Annotated in this window: 14 protein-coding genes and 1 pseudogene; 11 read left to right on the top strand and 4 right to left on the bottom strand. The window is 59.0% G+C overall.

What is annotated here, in order from left to right; all coding sequences use genetic code 11:
- The first annotated feature begins 199 nt into the window (after positions 1 to 199).
- From EFR00_RS08010 to EFR00_RS07975, 8 genes are all read left to right on the top strand, one after another.
- Entirely contained in the window at positions 200 to 1,333 is a 1,134-nt protein-coding gene (locus EFR00_RS08010; protein ID WP_077989770.1) for a transporter substrate-binding domain-containing protein, read from the top strand.
- 1 nt (position 1,334) lies between these two features.
- Positions 1,335 to 1,958, top strand: a complete 624-nt coding sequence (locus EFR00_RS08005) for an ANTAR domain-containing response regulator (RefSeq protein WP_077989617.1) — start codon at positions 1,335 to 1,337, stop codon at positions 1,956 to 1,958.
- 188 nt (positions 1,959 to 2,146) lie between these two features.
- Positions 2,147 to 2,992: a nitrilase family protein gene (locus tag EFR00_RS08000; RefSeq protein ID WP_077989618.1), complete on the top strand. Its 846-nt coding sequence runs from the start codon at positions 2,147 to 2,149 to the stop codon at positions 2,990 to 2,992.
- Positions 2,993 to 3,022: 30 nt separating this feature from the next.
- Entirely contained in the window at positions 3,023 to 4,171 is a 1,149-nt protein-coding gene (locus EFR00_RS07995) for a substrate-binding protein (protein ID WP_077989619.1), read from the top strand.
- 50 nt (positions 4,172 to 4,221) lie between these two features.
- Entirely contained in the window at positions 4,222 to 5,055 is an 834-nt protein-coding gene (locus EFR00_RS07990; RefSeq protein WP_077989620.1) for a branched-chain amino acid ABC transporter permease, read from the top strand.
- Complete coding sequence (locus tag EFR00_RS07985) at positions 5,042 to 6,805, top strand: branched-chain amino acid ABC transporter ATP-binding protein/permease (RefSeq protein WP_077989621.1); 1,764 nt, start codon at positions 5,042 to 5,044, stop codon at positions 6,803 to 6,805. Before EFR00_RS07990 ends, EFR00_RS07985 begins: the two co-directional genes overlap by 14 nt.
- Complete coding sequence (locus EFR00_RS07980; protein WP_077989622.1) at positions 6,798 to 7,505, top strand: ABC transporter ATP-binding protein; 708 nt, start codon at positions 6,798 to 6,800, stop codon at positions 7,503 to 7,505. The genes EFR00_RS07985 and EFR00_RS07980 overlap by 8 nt, the downstream gene beginning before the upstream one ends.
- A gap of 13 nt (positions 7,506 to 7,518) precedes the next feature.
- Positions 7,519 to 8,679 carry an amidase family protein gene (locus tag EFR00_RS07975; protein WP_077989624.1) on the top strand — a complete coding sequence of 387 codons (1,161 nt, stop codon included), beginning with the start codon at positions 7,519 to 7,521 and terminating at the stop codon, positions 8,677 to 8,679.
- Between the two features lie 29 nt (positions 8,680 to 8,708).
- On the opposite strand, the gene EFR00_RS07970 is transcribed toward EFR00_RS07975, so the two are convergent.
- From EFR00_RS07970 to EFR00_RS07960, 3 genes are all read right to left on the bottom strand, one after another.
- Complete coding sequence (locus tag EFR00_RS07970) at positions 8,709 to 10,703, bottom strand: glycosyltransferase (RefSeq protein ID WP_077989625.1); 1,995 nt, start codon at positions 10,701 to 10,703, stop codon at positions 8,709 to 8,711.
- Positions 10,685 to 11,917 (bottom strand): HlyD family secretion protein, encoded by a 1,233-nt coding sequence (locus tag EFR00_RS07965; protein ID WP_077989626.1) that lies wholly within the window; start codon positions 11,915 to 11,917, stop codon positions 10,685 to 10,687. Before EFR00_RS07965 ends, EFR00_RS07970 begins: the two co-directional genes overlap by 19 nt.
- Before the next feature lie 398 nt (positions 11,918 to 12,315).
- Positions 12,316 to 12,516 carry a hypothetical protein gene (locus EFR00_RS07960; RefSeq protein ID WP_040111531.1) on the bottom strand — a complete coding sequence of 67 codons (201 nt, stop codon included), beginning with the start codon at positions 12,514 to 12,516 and terminating at the stop codon, positions 12,316 to 12,318.
- 524 nt (positions 12,517 to 13,040) lie between these two features.
- Between EFR00_RS07960 and EFR00_RS07955 the strand changes: the two genes are divergently transcribed.
- A complete protein-coding gene (locus EFR00_RS07955; RefSeq protein WP_077989627.1) occupies positions 13,041 to 14,183 on the top strand; it encodes an AraC family transcriptional regulator in 1,143 nt (380 codons plus the stop codon).
- Between the two features lie 188 nt (positions 14,184 to 14,371).
- Positions 14,372 to 14,563: pseudogene (locus EFR00_RS07950) on the top strand (helix-turn-helix domain-containing protein); the annotation flags it as partial.
- 89 nt (positions 14,564 to 14,652) lie between these two features.
- Here EFR00_RS07950 and EFR00_RS07945 read toward each other — a convergent pair.
- On the bottom strand, positions 14,653 to 15,249 hold the full coding sequence (locus EFR00_RS07945) for a TetR/AcrR family transcriptional regulator (RefSeq protein ID WP_077989629.1): 597 nt from the start codon (positions 15,247 to 15,249) through the stop codon (positions 14,653 to 14,655).
- Positions 15,250 to 15,367: 118 nt separating this feature from the next.
- On the opposite strand from EFR00_RS07945, the gene EFR00_RS07940 reads away from it, so the two are divergent.
- Positions 15,368 to 16,591: an MFS transporter gene (locus EFR00_RS07940; RefSeq protein ID WP_009991029.1), complete on the top strand. Its 1,224-nt coding sequence runs from the start codon at positions 15,368 to 15,370 to the stop codon at positions 16,589 to 16,591.
- Positions 16,592 to 16,680: the final 89 nt, after the last annotated feature.

The following is a 16,680-nucleotide window of genomic DNA, read 5'->3' as shown; positions in this document are numbered from 1 at the left end:
TGGGTTGCACTCAGCAAAATTTGTACCGCGATTTCCGGGCCGGATTCCGATGTCGTCCCGTCTCCGTCCATTGGAACAGCAACCTGCGTGGTACCCGCTTGCAGCATCCCATTAAAAAGCACTAAGGGTATGGAAGTCGAAGGCGTGGAACTGAGGCATTCACCGCTTTCGAACCTCCAACATGTCGGAAAAGGCAAAGATGACAAGCTCCGAATGGCGGGTGGGAGTGCTGTTTTCCAGAAGCGGAATTAGCGAAGTCACGGAAACCGAGCACTTTCTTGGCACTGCGCTTGCGATCGAGGAAGTCAATGCGGCCGGGGGCGTGCTTGGCAAGCCCATTGTCCCGATCGCCTATGATCCAGGCGGGGACCAAACCGCTTATCGCAATCTGGCACGGCGCCTGCTGGCGGACGATGACGTCAACATCATTTTCGGTGGCTCGATGTCGGCCAGCCGGAAGGCCGTGCTGCCGATCGTCGAGCGGCACAATGGACTGCTGTTTTATCCGTCGATGTATGAAGGTTTCGAATATTCGGAGAATGTGGTGTATACCGGCGCCACCCTCAATCAGAATACTTTCGCGCTCGCAGAATACCTTCTCCGCCACCATGGACGCCGGATCCTCTTCGTCGGCGCGGATTATATTTATCCGCGCGAATCCAATCGGGTGATGCGCGATGTGGTAGAAGCAAAGGGCGGCGAAGTCGTCAGCGAGCGATACCTTCCTCTTCATGCCGACGAACAAACCTTGCGTTCGGTTATTTCCGATATCGTCCGTCTTCAGCCCGACGCCATTTTCTCGACGATCGTCGGCAGGCCTGCGCAGCGCTTTTACCGCATGTATGCCGAAGCCGGAATCGATCGCAAGAAGGTTCCGATCGCCAGCCTGACCATGGCCGAGAGCGAGATTCGTGAGATCGGCGCCGACGCTTGCACCGGTCATATTCTTTCGGCGACGTATTTCCAGACGGTCGAGAACGAGGCGAATGAGCGCTTCGTAAGCGCATTCAAAGCCCGTTTCGGCCAGGAGTTCACCACGAGCGTCTGGTCGCAGCCGGCCTATGCTCAAGTTCACCTCTTCGCCCGTGCGCTTGCCCGGGCCGGCTCGCTCGATACCCATCGGATTTCCGAAGAAATTCTCCTGGAAGACTTTCTTGCTCCAGAGGGCCGGATCAACTTCGACACCGATACCCGTCATCTCTGGCTGCATCCCCGCATCGGCGTGGCGCGGGCCGACGGGCTTTTCGACATTGCCTGGCAGGCGCCCGGCCCCGTCCGGCCGGATCCGTATCTGACGGCGTCGCGGTTCGAAGACGTTTGGTTGGAGGCCTGAGATGGCAGGACCGAGCAGGATCGTTCAGGATCTGCGGCGCGCACGCGTTCTGGTCGTCCATCCGCGCGACGAGGACGGCAACGTGCTGATCGCTCACCTCAAGCGCCTTGGCTGCGAGGTCCGGGCGACCTGGCCGCTTCCGCCATCCTTGCCTCCCGACATAGACACCGTCTTCCTGCATATCGAGGATGTGCATGTCGAGCACGCGCTTGAGATCATCGACCTCCAGCAGACGGCAATCATCGCCATCGTGACATATGAGAGCCCGACCGCCCTCCAGGCCATCATCGATCTCAACGCTCACGGCGTGATCAGCAAACCGCTGCGGCCACTCGGCATCCTGACGCAATTTGCGCTTGCACGCTATCGCCAAAGCTACGAAAAACGGCTCGCCGGCAAGGTGCAAAAACTTGAGGAAACGTTGAAAAGCCGTCGGCTTGTGGAAAAAGCGGTTTCAGCGCTGCGGGCCATGAACGGTCTCGACGAGGAGGCGGCCTACAAGCTCTTGCGCGATCAGGCGACGTCGAAGCGCGTTCCGATGGCGACGATCGCCGAATCCATCATTGCCGCGCAAGACACGATGAAAAGCCTCGGACTTTCCATCGGTGCAAAAAATCAGCCTTAAGTAGCAGCATTTGAACGCTTCGAAAATGCCTGCTAAAGCGGCTTGACGGTTACATTCTTTCGTGCAAGCCTAAAGATAACGAGCGGGTTTGCTCAGCGGCAGGGCTGCCGCATTCACATCATGGCTATGTAGCCTCTGGTCCACGGATTGAATTCCGTGCCAGAGGTTTTTTGCGTTTGGAGACTAGATTGAGCTTCAAGACCTCAACCGCGCGGACGGTAACCGTCGCAACCGTCCAGTTCGAACCGATCGTCGGTGATCGCGGCCATAATCTTGCGGCCATAGAGCGGTTGGCGAGAGCGGCGAAGGCCAAGGGCGCGGAGATCGTCGTTCTGCCGGAACTCGCCGATAGCGGCTACAGCTTCCGTGACAGCGAAGAGGTTGCCGCATTGGCCGGCCCGGTGCCCGGCGGCCCGAGTGCCGAGACGCTCCGCCGCCTTGCCGAGGAGCTTGGCCTTTACCTCGTCAGCGGCATTGCCGAGCAGGATGGCGACCGGTTTTATAACAGCGCTCTCCTCTGCGGTCCCGAGGGATATATCGGCAAATACCGCAAGCTCCATCTGTGGAACAACGAAAACCGTCTCTTCGAAAAAGGTGATCTTGGGCTGCCGGTATTCGACCTGCCCTTCGGCCGCATCGGCATCGCCATCTGCTACGATGGCTGGTTTCCGGAAACATTTCGCGAGTTGGCGCTGGCCGGCGCGGAACTGGTCTGCGTGCCCACCAACTGGGTGCCGATGGCGAGTGCGGAAAGTGCGGCCGAACCGATGGCGAATATCCTGCACAAGGCGGCCGCCCATACCAATGGTCTTTACATCGCCTGCGCCGACCGGATCGGCGTCGAGCGCGGCCAGTCCTTCATTGGCCGCAGCCTTATCGTCGGCCCGCAAGGCTGGCCGATATCCGGTCCGGCCAGCGCCGATCGCGAGGAAATCCTCCTTGCGCAAATCGATCTGTCGCGCGTGACGGAGACCCGCACGCTCAACAGCTTCAATCATCTGCTCGGCGACCGCCGAGCCGATGTCTACGGGTAACATCGACCCACTCAAGAAAGGGGAACAAAAATGCAAATGAAAACCATCATCCTGACACTGGCATCCGCGGCATTCGCCACGGCAGCTTTCGCCGAGGATCCGATCAAGATCGGCGTGCCGGTCGGGCTATCGGGCGCAAACAGCGTGGTTGCGCCGTCCGTCGTCCAGGCTGCGGAACTCGCCGTCGAAGAAATCAATGCCAAAGGCGGCGTTCTCGGTCGGCCATTGGAACTCGAGATCGCCGACGACGCATCAGGTGCTGCCGGCGCGCAAAAGGCCTTCGATTCCCTGGTTTTCCAGAAGGAGGTCAACGTCATCATCTCCATGGAGACGAGCGCTGCGCGCAATGCCGGACTGCCGATCGTTTCCAAAGGTGACGTGCCATACATCTACACGTCGTTCTACGAAGGCAAATCCTGCAACGCCAATCTTTTCGTCGATGCCTGGGTTCCAGAACAGCAGGTGCCGCCTGTCGTCGACAATTTCATCGGCAAACAGGGTGCAAAGAAGTTCTTCCTGATCGGATCGGATTATGCCTTCGGGCGCGGCATGCTGACCTTCGCCAAGGCCTATATCGAAAAAGCCGGCGGAGCGGTCGTCGGCGAAGAATATCTGCCGATGGACGGCAGCGACTGGACGGCCATCATTTCCAAGGTCCGCTCCTCCGGCGCCGATGCCATCATCACCTCAACGGCCGGCGGCGCACCGAACGTGACCTTGACCAAGCAGCTGCGCTCATCTGGCGTCACCCTGCCTTACGGCAATCTCGCGGTCGACGAAGGCACCGCCAAGAGCATGGGCGCGGATGCCAAGGACATCTTTCTCTCCGCATCCTACGTCACCGGCATCGATAGCCCCGAGAACAAGGCCTTTCTCTCGGCCATGGAAAAGAAGTTCGGCAAGGAACTGCGCACGCCGAACGACCTTTCCGTGCCGCAATATGAGGCGATCTACCTTTACAAGGCAGCCGTCGAGAAGGCCGGCAGCACCGATACGGCGGACGTGCTCAAAGCCCTTCCCGACGTCTCCTTCACCGGTCCGCGCGGCAAGATCTCGATGAACAAGCAGCACCATGCGCCGCTGACTATGTATCTTGGGCAGGTGAGGGACGACGGCAGCGTAGCGGTCGTCGATAGCTTCAAGGACGTCGATCCCGGCGATCAGTGCCCGAATCTCTGAAACCAGCGTGGCGGGGCAGGCGCCCCGCCTCCAGCATCGGAGTTCTAGAAATGACGCTCTTTCTCGATATCGTCAGCACTGCGGCCATTCTCTTCATCGTTGCCGCCGGGCTGCTCGCGATCTTCGGCGTGCTGAAGATCATCAATTTCGCGCATGGCGCATGGCTGACGATCGGGGCTTACTGCGCTGTCGTGGTCAGCGGGTTCGGCCTCAATCCTTGGCTTGCCATTCCCTTCGCCTTCCTGGTCGGAGCGATCCTCGGCGGTGTTGCCGAACGGTTCATCGTACGGCCGCTCTATCGCCGCCCGCTCGATGCCATTCTTGCAACCTGGGGCCTTGGCATCGTCATCGGCCAGCTGATCACGCTCTGGTTTGGCCGTGACGTGCAGTTCACGCCGGCGCTCTTGCCCGGCACCTTCGATCTCCTCGGCACCGGCTACTCGTCCTATCGTCTTTTCGCCATCGTCGCGGCGCTCGCCCTGGGTCTCGGCTTCACCTTGCTGCTCGATGGCACAAGGCTTGGTCTTTCAGCCCGGGCAGTCATCATGAACGAAACGCTGGCGCGCGGACTCGGTATCGATACCGAAAAAGTGCGGCTCGCGACCTTCATGATCGGCACTGGCCTTGCGGCCCTTGCCGGCGTGCTGCTCGCGCCGCTGACCAGCGTCGATCCCAATATGGGCGTCGCCTGGCTGACCGGCGCCTTCATGCTGGTGATGGTCGCAGGCTCTTCCTTTGCCGCGCTTGCCGCCGCCTGCCTCATCTTCGGGGCCGCTCAGGTGCTCGTCAGCATCTATCTCAGTCCAATTCTCGGCGGCATCACCGTGGCCGTCCTCTGCGCCGTCACACTGCGCATACGTCCGAAAGGATTTGCCCGTGCCTAATCGATCGAAACTCCGGCTTGTCCTGCTTCTGGCGTTGGCGCTCGCAGCTCTCCTGCTGATCGTCTTCGGACCGATGTTTCTCGGCCGCTTCAGCCTCAACGTACTGACGCGTTCGATGATCTACGCCATGCTGGCGATCACCGTCGACTTGCTCTGGGGCTATACGGGCGTTCTCACCTTCGGGCAGGCGGCATTTTTCGGCGTCGGCGCCTATGCCACGGCCATGGTTCTCACGCATATCGGCGCAAGCCCAGGGCTTTTCATCGTCGCTCTTGCCGCCGCCATCTTCGTTCCGCTCCTGCTTGGCCTCGCCGTCGGCTGGCTGTCGTTCTATCACGGATCGACACCGCTCTATGCCACCGTGGTCTCGCTCGTGGTGCCGATCGTCGTCACCCAACTCGTCTTTTCCGGCGGCACCTGGACCGGTTCGTCGAGCGGCCTTGTCGGTTACGAAACCCTCCCGCTCGGGCTTCCCGGCTATTTCCGCCTGTCGGGCGCCTGCCTGCTGGTGCTGGCCGCTCTTGCCATCGTATTTGTCCGCTCGGACGCCGGCCGTCTGCTCATCGCCATCCGCGACAACGAAGCCCGCGTCGCCTATCTCGGCATGAACCCGGCCCGGTTGAAAATAGTCCTGACCGGCGTTCTCGCCGGCGTATGCGGCTTGGCGGGCTTCCTCTATGCCAACGCATCCGGTGTCGTCGCGCCAGAGAATACCGGTTTCGTTTTCGGAACCGAACTCGTCGTCTGGACGGCGCTCGGTGGCCGGGGAACGATTATCGGACCCTTGTTCGGTGCAATCGGCATCGATTATCTGAGCGCCAGTCTTTCGGGCGATCTGCCCTTCCTCTGGCAACTGATCGTCGGGGCGCTCTTCGTCATCATGATCATCCTTTTGCCGGGCGGCCTAGCCTCGCTTGTGAGACGTTTCCTGCAGTCCGCAAACTCCAGCAACACGCTGACGTCCTTACCCACCCGCATCGTCAACAAGGAGGCTGCCTCGGCAGGCAAAAGCCTTCTGTCGATCCGCGGTCTCGGCAAGTCCTATGGCAGCCTCTCCGTCCTCAAGGGCATCGACCTTGAGATCGGCGCTGGAGAACTGGTCAGCCTGGTCGGCCCGAACGGCGCCGGCAAGACCACGCTGATGCGTTGTCTGTCGGACGGTACCGAGCAGATCGAAGGTCAAGTGGATATCATCGGCACGAATATCGCCGGTCGTGCACCCGAACGGATCGTCGCGCTCGGCGTCGGCCGCAAATTCCAGGTCGCCAGCATCTTCGACAGCATGACCGTCGGCGAATGCCTGAAGATGGCGCGTCTCAGCCGCGAGACACCCAACCCGATGCGATCGGCTGCCGAGATCATGCTGCCGGCAGCGGCGGCCGAAATCCTGACGCTGACCGGCATGGCCGATATGCTGGAAAAGCCGGTCTCGCTGCTGTCGCATGGTCAAAGGCAGGCTCTCGAACTGGCGATGGTCGTCGCTCTGGAGCCACGCATCATTCTTCTCGACGAGCCGACCGCGGGTCTTACCAAGACCGAGCGCATGACCATCGGCACCATACTCAAAAAGCTGACGGACCAGATGGGTTTCGCCGCCATCCTGGTCGAACACGATCTGGATTTCGTGCGCGAAATATCGAGCCGCATCGTGGTCCTTCACCAGGGCAAGCTCGTTCTCGACGGCACGGTGAATGACGTGGTCAATTCCGAAACGGTTCGCACCATCTACGCAGGAGGCGCTCATGGCTGAGGCGTTCAAACTCAAGCTCAGCGGCGTATCGAGCGGATATGGCGCGGTCGATGTCGTCAACGGCGTGTCGCTCGCCATCCGGCCCGGCGAGATCTTCACCCTCATGGGGAAAAACGGCATGGGCAAAACCACGCTGCTGAAGACGATCCTCGGCTTCTTGCGTGTCGGCAAAGGCAAGATCGAGGTCGATGGTGCCCCTATCACCGACAGAAAGCCCGCCGAGCTGATCGCTTCCGGCATTGGCTATGCCCCTCAGGAACTGCCGCTGTTCCAGGATCTCTCGATCCGCGACAATCTGCGCCTGGCGCTTAAAGGCGATCGGGATCTGGCACCCGCCCTGGAGCGGGTCTACGGCTATTTCCCGTTCCTGAAGGACCGGCTGGCGCAGAAGGCCGGCACGCTTTCGGGCGGGGAGCAGAAGATGCTGATCCTCGCCCGGGCGCTGATGCTGCAGCCAAAGCTGCTGCTGATCGACGAAATCTCCGAAGGCCTGCAGCCCTCCGTCGTCCAGAACATCGCCAAGGCGTTGAGGGACGACCGCGAGAAACGCGGCACGACCATCCTGCTGGTCGAACAGAACCTGGATTTCGCCCTTTCGGTGGCGGACCGCTGGGCGATTCTCAAACTCGGGGCAATCGAAGACGAAAACCTCAATCGTCCAGAGAGCCGCGCTCGTGTGCTGCAGCATCTGAAGATTTAGGGAGCCGGGGCAAATGCAGGATCGGTGGAATGCATTCATGCCCTATCCGGATGCAGATGTCGGGCACGCGGCAACCGGTCCGCTTTCCCACTTGCGCCTGGCGGTCAAGGACCTTTTCGATGTTGCCGGATATCCGACCGCGGCCGGTAGTGCCGCGGTGCTCGCCGCCTCCGGCATCAAGCCATTGACGGCGCCCCTGGTCCAGAAACTTCTCGATGCCGGCGCCTGTTTCGTCGGCAAAACCAAAACGGACGAGCTTGCCTATTCGCTGATCGGCGGCAACATCCATTTCGGGATGCCGATCAATCCACGCGATCCCACCCTCATTCCCGGCGGATCGTCGTCGGGCTCAGCCGTCGCGGTCGCCGCTGACCTTGCGGATATCGGCCTTGGAACCGACACATCCGGCTCCATCCGGCTGCCTGCCGCCGTCAATGGCCTCATCGGCTGGCGGCCGACCCATGGAAGCCTCGACGACAAGGCATTGCGTCCGCTGGCGCCAAGCTTCGATGCGCCGGGCTTCGTGACGAGAAGCCTGGAAGCAATGTCCGAGGTCATGAGCGTCGTCGGCACGCCAGCGGCAAATGACCAACCCCAATCTATTGTCATTGCCGAGGATATCTTCGAAACCATCGACAACAGCGTCGCCGACAAAATGGTCGCCAGCCTCAGATCGGCGGGCATGCCTATTCGCAGGACAGGTGCGATCTCCTCGTTCAGCCTTGCGGATCTTGCTTTGGCGTTCACCACCATTCTCCAAAGTGAGGCCTGGGAAAGCAATAAAACGCTCTTCGAGCAGGCCCCGGAGGCCATTGCGCCCGATATTGCCGCGCGCCTTTGGTCAGGATCTCGCCTCGGCGACGGGCAAGTGCGCGAGGCGCGTGCGATTGCCAAGCACTTTTCCCAAGAGATCGACCGATTGCTCGGCGAAAATCTAGTCCTCGCTCTTCCGACCTTGGCCATGAGCCCGCCAAATCGCGATGCCGAACCGGAAAGTCTTGCCGCATTTCGTTCCGCCTGTATCAAGCTTCTGTGTCTCTCGGGCCTTAGCGGCTGCCCACAGTTGGCCTTTCCAATTGCCAATTGCGCGGGAAACGGTTCGCTTTCCCTATTGGGCGTAAGGGGCGGCGATAGCACGCTTATGAATGTGGCCAGGCGACTAAGCGCTGAGTAAAGACAGGACGAACGCTCTCATGAGCCGCGCTACAACGTGCGCGTTCGCCCGAATGACCGCAACAGCAGATTGATAGAGACGGCAACCTTGTCGATGTCGCGAATGTCCCGCGAATATCGGCCAGTGTAGAGCTTGATAATCATGCTGTCGCGCGCTGCGCCGCTGAGTTCGAAATAGAGGTGCAGGTAATAGGCTTGCTTGTCGCCGCTGCGACTGATGCTACTCCGTCGTTGGGTGACCTGTCGGAGCTCTGCTTGGATCGGGGCGAAGCCGGCGAATTTCAGCGTCACCGATTTGGATTGAAATCTGGCCATGCTGGGGACTGCAACGACCGCCTTGTCCAGTGCCAGGCTGACGATTTGGCCGGGGACATCGTCTACGACAGCGGGTTCATCGAGCTTGAACGCATGAAACAGCCGCCGGGGTTTCTCGAAGCAGATGAGCGACGCGATGAGCAGGACGAGGATATTGATCCCTGACCAGCAGGCCGCAACCGGCGAAAACTGGCCTTGTACATGCGACGTTTCCGGTACGATGTTGAGCAGCAGACCGAGGACGGTGATCGTCATTATGCTTGCGATCCAGGCGAAGCTGTAGCGGTCAAAATGGTTCGCCTCGTTGCCACTGCCCTTTGGCGTCACCCTGAACGGCTTGCCAAACGGTCTCACGAGGCTGGAGACCACGGTCGGCAACATGCGGAATGTCGCAAAGGTCCCGACGGCGCTGGAAACCACCGGCAGATAGCGCGTCGGCGTGATCCACAGCATAAGCAGAAAATACGCCGCCAGCAGCGGCACCTGATGCGAGACATAATCGGCTACGTCGGTGAAATAGAGCGGAAGCAGGCCGAACCAGAGATAGACGATGGGGACGAGCAAGATCGTGAAGCGGACCAGATACTGCACCAGCCATGATGCCGGCAGGAACATGATCCGTTGAAAGAGCGTCAATCCCGGGCCGCGCAGCGGGCCGTTGTACAGGTAGAGGGTTTGAATACCCCCCTGACACCACCGTTCGCGCTGCACAAAATAACCGGTCAGGTTTTCGGCGGCCAGTCCCATCGATAGCCGCTCGTTCAGATAGCGGGTCTTGTAGCCCTTATTGAGCATCGAAAGAGTGGTCAGCAGGTCTTCCGTGATCGACTCCGTCGGAAATCCGCCTATTGCGTCGATCGCCTTGCGGCGGGCGATCGAGCATGACCCGCAGCAGAAACTGACGTCCCAGGCGTCTCGGCTGGGGGCGATCTCGTCGAAGAACAAGCGCTGCTCATCCGGCCAGATATTCTCCAGGCCGAGGTTTGATTGCACCGGATCGACATTGAAGAAATGCTGAGGTGTCTGAACGATGCCGATGCTTTCATCGGAAAAGAAGGGCAGCGTCCGGCGAAGGAAATGTCGATAGGGAACAAAATCAGCGTCGAAGATCGCAATAAACTCGCCCGAGCTGACCTTTAGCCCATTGTTCATATTGCCTGCTTTGGCATGGCTGTTGTCGCCGCGCGTGACGTGGATGACGTTCTTTTCCTCGCAATAGGCCTTCAGCCAGTCGCGGCGTTGATCGTCAAGCACATACACATTCAATTTGTCGGCAGGATAATCCAGCGAGCGGGCACCGATGATGGTTCGCTCGAGCACGTCGAGCGGCTCGTTATAGGTGGGAATGAAAACATCGACGGTCGGCAGCTCACGCTTGTCGCGCGCGAAGAAAACACGGCCCAGCCTGTCCGCTTCGGCGCTCCGGTCGACATAGCGGCTCATCAATATAAGAAAAAGGATGACTTCGAAGCAGGCCAGAACCTCGACGATGAAGAGGATCCAGACCCAGTAGATGCTCGGACCGTCACTGGGATAGGGAAGCACTGTCTCCGTCAAGCGCCAGAACATGTATCGCAATGCGAATGCTGCGACGAACGCGCAGGTCACCGCCCTTGTCCAGCTGTGATCGCGCGACCAATTGAACGGCCCCAGGAAAAAGAAGGCCAAAACGACAAAGGTCGGAACCAGCGCTACAAGATACTGAACCACAGGCTTTTGACCCAGTTGGATAGGTTGATGCCGCGTTTGGAAAACCGTACCTGCACTGTGCGCCCCACCTGGCAGGAGTTGGCAAAGTCGTTGTTCATGAAGGATGGATCGAGGCGAACCCGAATGCGGGCATTGCGTTGAGTCGACGGCGGCAAACTGGCGGCAAAGGAATCGGCCTCGACCGAAGCCGAATTGCCTCTGACCGAAATGACCGTGCCCTTGAAGATATCGCTGCGGCCAAACAAGCGCACCTGCGCAACAAGTCCCGGGTAGATCTCGTCGTAATTGACCTCGGGAACAAGGATATCCACGAACAGCTCTCGACAATCGAGGAGGCGCATCAGTTCGTCATTCAGCACGACGTTCGAACCGCTGACGATACTCCTGGTCCAGACAACGCCATCGAACGGCGCGGTTGCCGTTGCGGATTCAAGGCTGTTGACACGGTCTGCCTCTTTGACCAGCTGTTTTTGAACTTCGGTCGCTCGTGTCTCATTTTCCGCTATGCGCGAGTTCAAGTCGTTGATGCGAACGACAACCTCGTCCTCACGCTGCCGCGAATAGGGCACATCATTCTGTCCGTCGCCGAAGACAAAGATACCCTGGCGAACCGCATTGAGCCTCTGTTCCAATTGATCGACAGTCAAGTTGCTGATTTCGACCTCGCCGCCGGTCGCAGCCCCGGCGGCACGCGCGGCATCAACCAGCCTCTGCGTCAGAATGCCCTTAGACTCGAGCTGCACCCGGCGGCTCAGGTCGACCTGCGCGACCAGATCCTGGGCTTGCGACACTTCGACTTTTTTCCTGAGAATTTCGACTTCGCGTTCGAGATTGGCAATGGTGGTCTGCTTGTAGACTTCCAATCTGGCAGACAATTCCTCGCGTAGGGCGGTGAGTTCCTCCCGTTCCTTTTTAAGGGCGGCGACGCGGTCAAGCGCCGTGTTGCGATCTGCCTCGAGCGAAGCGAGGATTGCGCGATTGACACGCGTATTTCTGATTTCTGCGAGGGCTTGTCCCGCTTTGACCGGGCTGCCGGCCTTGAGGGGTTCTTCCGCAATCGTGCCGTCGATCGGGGCATTAACGACAGCAAACCGCGCATTCACCGTGCCATCAAGGCTGGTAAAGCCGGTAATCGTCGGCAATGAGACGACCGCCACGAGTGTCAGCAACAGCAGGCCGACAACGATGCGCGTGATGCGATGGTTCCAGATCATGTTGGCATCCGAAGGTATCGCTTTGCAGCCATCCGTCCCCATCGAGCCGGCACAAACGGATGCAACTCATTCTTGTAATTTAGCGCATCGAAAATTATAGACAAGTGATGGTCGTAAAGCTGCGGCAGAAACGGTTCAGCTCCGGATGAAACGCCGCCGACGGCAGGTCTGGCACCGCATCGATGCGGCGCAGGGAAACATGGTCAAGCCATCGGCGGCGCCGCGACCGACGGGATGGGGTGATGGAAATCACGGCGCGGCGCGACACTGCTGCCATTCTCATTGAGACAGAAACAGCATAATTCCGCGAGCTTTTCTAATGCGCATCGCATGAAACTTGCTTCATGCGATGCGCATCAGTTAGCCCGGAACCGCCCCTCACTTCCGGGCGACATGCATTAATGCGGTCGAAGCTTCTTGGTCGCGATCAGCATGACGAGATCTTCGGAGGCATCTGCAAGCTCCAATGCCAATTCCGCAGCCGACCATCCACGTTTCTGCAAGCTGACGAGCATTTCCACCATCGCGACTTCGACTTCTCGTCTGCAGTTCGAAATCGGCTTCATTTCGATTTGTTTCTCATCACATGCGGTGGTCATCTTAGCCTCCGTTCTGCCATTGGAAAGGCAGCGTTACAAAATTCACCAGTGAGTGGATATGGTTAGGGTTGCGCGCACGCCGGGTCATTACGCATTGACACAGATGACCTCGGCTGCGCGCAACCCTTCGCGCGCTCTCATTGGCCGATGCCGGCCTCAGCAGCGTCTCGCATGAAGGTGAGCAGGGGAACCCGCACGATTGCCGGTGGGAGTTTTCTGGCGCCTGACGATGCTCGCGCAAAGCGCGCACGATTATGGTCCCGATAGTTCACGACTATCCTCCTCTGCTTGCATATTTTGTTTTGATTAGCGTCGTTTCACGGTGACAGTGCTCTGAAACTACATCGCACCGGCAAGTGAGAATTTTGGAATTTCCGAACGTCTTTCGGAACTAACCATTGCTAATTTAAATACAGGAGCAGGAGGCAATTGTCGTTATCGCCGCATCCTGAAAATTATCGGTCCGTCCATTTCTGCTCGTTACGGAATATGATAAGTAGCTTATGCACGTGCTGGAGGAGTGGATGGCTACGGAGTCTGGAGACAAGCCCGCTGCCGGACAGGAATGGCCGGCCCACCTGGAGCGTCGACGCTGGCCGCGCGAACCGTCCCCGCAGAAAGAACATCGGGCGGACGTTCCGCCTGCACTGGCGCCCTTGCGATTTTCGACGCAAGACCTGCCGCCGAAAGAACAGTTCCAGTCCTGGCGCTCACACATGGCGCCGCTAGTCGACGTTCATCTGCCGGACGGAAAATCGGAGGACGACGGTTTTCTTGCGGAACAGACCGGCTGGCATCTCGGCGAAATTCTCATCGTCCAGCAGCGCACGCAGGCCTGCAGCTATATTCGCGATCAGGCCATGCTGCGATCGAGCCCGATCGATCATTGGAACGTCGGCGTACTGCGCAGCGGCCGGGCCTGGACCGAGGCCAATCGGCATGTAACAGAGACCGGCCCGGGTGAGATATTTTTCAGGTCTCTTGGTTATCCCTACCGCGGGCGCATGACCGATTCAGCCGCGGTGCTCGTCTTCCTGCCCTATGAACTGTTGACCCGTGATGCCTCTCTTCTGCAGAACGCCAACAACATCGCCCTTTCCGGCAGCCTGGCCGAATTGCTCGTCAGCTACATCAACGGCCTGGAAGCGAACCTCAGCAATTTGACGGTGGAGGAGGTGCCGCGGATCATACGAACGATCGGCGATATGGTCGTTGCATGCGCTGCCTCGTCCACAAGTTTGGATCGCGGTCAGGAACAGAGCAATATGGGGCTGATGGAGCGGGCGCATCGCTATATTCACCTCAATCTCCATTCAGATAGTTTGACGCCTGACGTCATGTGCCGTGCACTGGGCATCTCGCGGACGCGGCTCTACCAATTGTTCGAAACAAGCGGGGGCGTCTTCAACTACATTCGCAAACGTCGATTGCTGCAGGCCTATGCGGACCTTACCAACCCAACCGACATCAGGCCGATCTCGGAGATTGCCGAGGCCGCCGGCTTCGACGTTGCAGCCAATTTCACGCGCGCCTTCAGCCATGAATTCGGCCTCAGCCCGCGCGAGGTCCGAAAGACCATAGCAACCGAGCACCCGGCCATCCCCGCGACACGTTCCATGCGACGTTTCGGGACAACCATCGGCGATTGGCTGACGCTCGCGCGTTGATGCGGAGACGCACCAATATTGTCGAATATTTTTCAATGCGTTATGCAGCTGCGTTTGCTTAACGCGTTCTAGTTCCATAAGACAGATTACGCCGCTTTGCAATTGTAGCCGCAAAGTTAGAATGTCCTGATTCTGCAAAGTAAGAATGTCACTCTCTCCCCGTTTTCGATGACGGCGGAGATTTGTGGATGGGATTGATAGCGATGAGCGAGCGCGACCTGCAGCGGATCGAGGTTCTGTCGAAGGTGATCGCCGGCCGGATGACGCTGGTGCCTGCGGCGCATGTGCTTGATCTGAGCGAGCGCCAGGTGCGGCGGCTGTTGGATCGCATCAGCACCGACGGCGCGGCCTCGATCCGCCATAAGGCGATCGGCCGACCCTTCGCTTCGAAAGATGACTTGGTGATCAATGCCAGCGAACGGGCGATAGCGGGTTCGTTGCCGTGCACCAACGATTCGACAGCGTCGGCTTAGTCAAACTTATTGGCGCGCAGGCCTTCCAAAAAGGTTCGAAAACTCTCTACAGCCCGCTTCGCGATGGCATCCGGATTTTCGGCATTAGCGATCCATTGCGCCGCACTGCTGCTCGCGGCGTTGATCAGGCGAGCACCGGCTTCAGGGTCGATATCGGCGATGACCCCTTCTTGTTTCAAGATCTCGAGACTTTGGGCAACCGCGGCGATGCAGCCGTTTGCATTCGGCCACTGCGATGGATCACCGAGGACGGCCGGCCCATCACGAAACATGATGCGCTGAAGTTCCGGCTCCAGAGCCATTAGGACGTAACCAATATTCTCATCCACGAAGCCCTGCCAGCGCGTCGATGCCATAGAAGAGATCTCGCACAGTCGGGCCGTCATCTCGCTGTCGATCTCGGCTACAACGGCCGCGAACAGTCCTTTCTTGTCGCCGAAGTGATGATAAAGAGCGCCGCGCGTCAGTCCGGCTTTACCTGTAAAGTCGTCCATGGAAGCTTCGGCGTAACCAGAGGCACCAAATGCTCTTCTGCCTGCAGCCAAGAGCTTAGCCCGAGTCTCGGCAACCATTTCATTACGTGATCTGCGCACAGGTCCTCCATTCATTCTCATACGCACCGTATGTTAATTGACATACGGCGTGCATTTGATTACACGTTTGCATACGCCACGTATGTACGTGACGTTAGCTCTAACACGGAACACGCCGATGCATAATCCATATGTAGAAATTTTCCGCGCGCCCGGCACCAAAAGCTTTTCCGCTGCAGGTTTCTTCGCCCGCCTTCCAATAGCGATGGCGCCGATCGGCATCGTCGCCATGCTTTCTCAGACTCATGGAGAATATTGGCTCGCCGGCGCTGTCTCCGCGACCTTTGCGTTGACCAACGCCGTGATCTCCCCGCAGATTTCGCGGCAGGTGGATCAGCTGGGCCAACGGGCCGTCCTCATCCCCACCACCATCGTCTCGGTGATCGCATTCGGGACGCTGATCGCGGCCGCAAACCAGGATTGGCCTTCGTGGACGCTGTTCCTCTCAGCACTCTTTGCTGCAACAATGCCCAGTATTCCAGCAATGCTGCGTGCTCGATGGACGGAGATCTTTCGCGACAGACCTGAGCTTAATACAGCCTTCGCCTTTGAATCCGCTGCGGACGAACTTGTCTATATCGCTGGCGCGTCGCTTTCTGTCGGCCTGGCCGTCTCGCTGTTCCCGGAGGCGGGCATGATCGTGAGTACTCTCTTCATGGCGCTCGGCAGTTTTGCCTTTCTCGTGCAGCGGTCAACAGAACCGAAAGTGCGCCCGGTCGACATGGGCACCAACCATCGGTCGGCAATCTGGTTGCGCCCGGTCCAGATTATCACGCTCGCGTTGGTCTTTGTCGGCTCTACCTTCGCCACGGCTGAGGTCAGCGCTGTTGCAATTACCAAAGAGCTCGGGCGGCCTGAAGCTGCCAGCCTCGTCATCGGCGTTTATGCCATTGGCTCTTTCATGGTTGGCCTCATAATCGGAGCAATAAACCCCAAGCTGGCCCTCCAGCGCCAACTGCTAATCGCCGTCGGCGTGCTTGCGCTCACCGCTCTACCACTTCTCGTCGCCAGCAGTTCTGTCTGGTTCCTTGCCTTCGCAGTCTTCGTGAGCGGCATCGCCATCTCACCCGTCTTCATCACCGCCTTCGGGCTCATCGAGCGCCGCGTGCCGGAATCGATGCTGACGGAAGGTGTGACCTGGGTTATGACCGGCATTGGGATCGGTATGGCGCTCGGCGCCTTCGTCTCCGGCTGGGTGGTCGACACTTACGGCCCGAGCAATGGTTTTTGGGTTTCGGTCGCAGCCAGCTTGTCTGCAGTACTGATCGTAGGCACGGGTCAGCAGAGTCTCACTGGAGACCGAGCAGTGGCGCCGCTCCCGCTCACGCAACCTGCAGAGTGATACAACCGCGTTCCCCATCTTCGCTTTCGTTCGCCGCGGGTAGAAGTACGCCTTGCGGCGAGCAGTCGCACGCCTTGATGCGAATCGTC

Source organism: Rhizobium sophoriradicis, from assembly GCF_003939025.1.
Lineage (GTDB): Bacteria > Pseudomonadota > Alphaproteobacteria > Rhizobiales > Rhizobiaceae > Rhizobium > Rhizobium sophoriradicis.
This window is presented reverse-complemented; position numbering and strand designations above follow the sequence as displayed.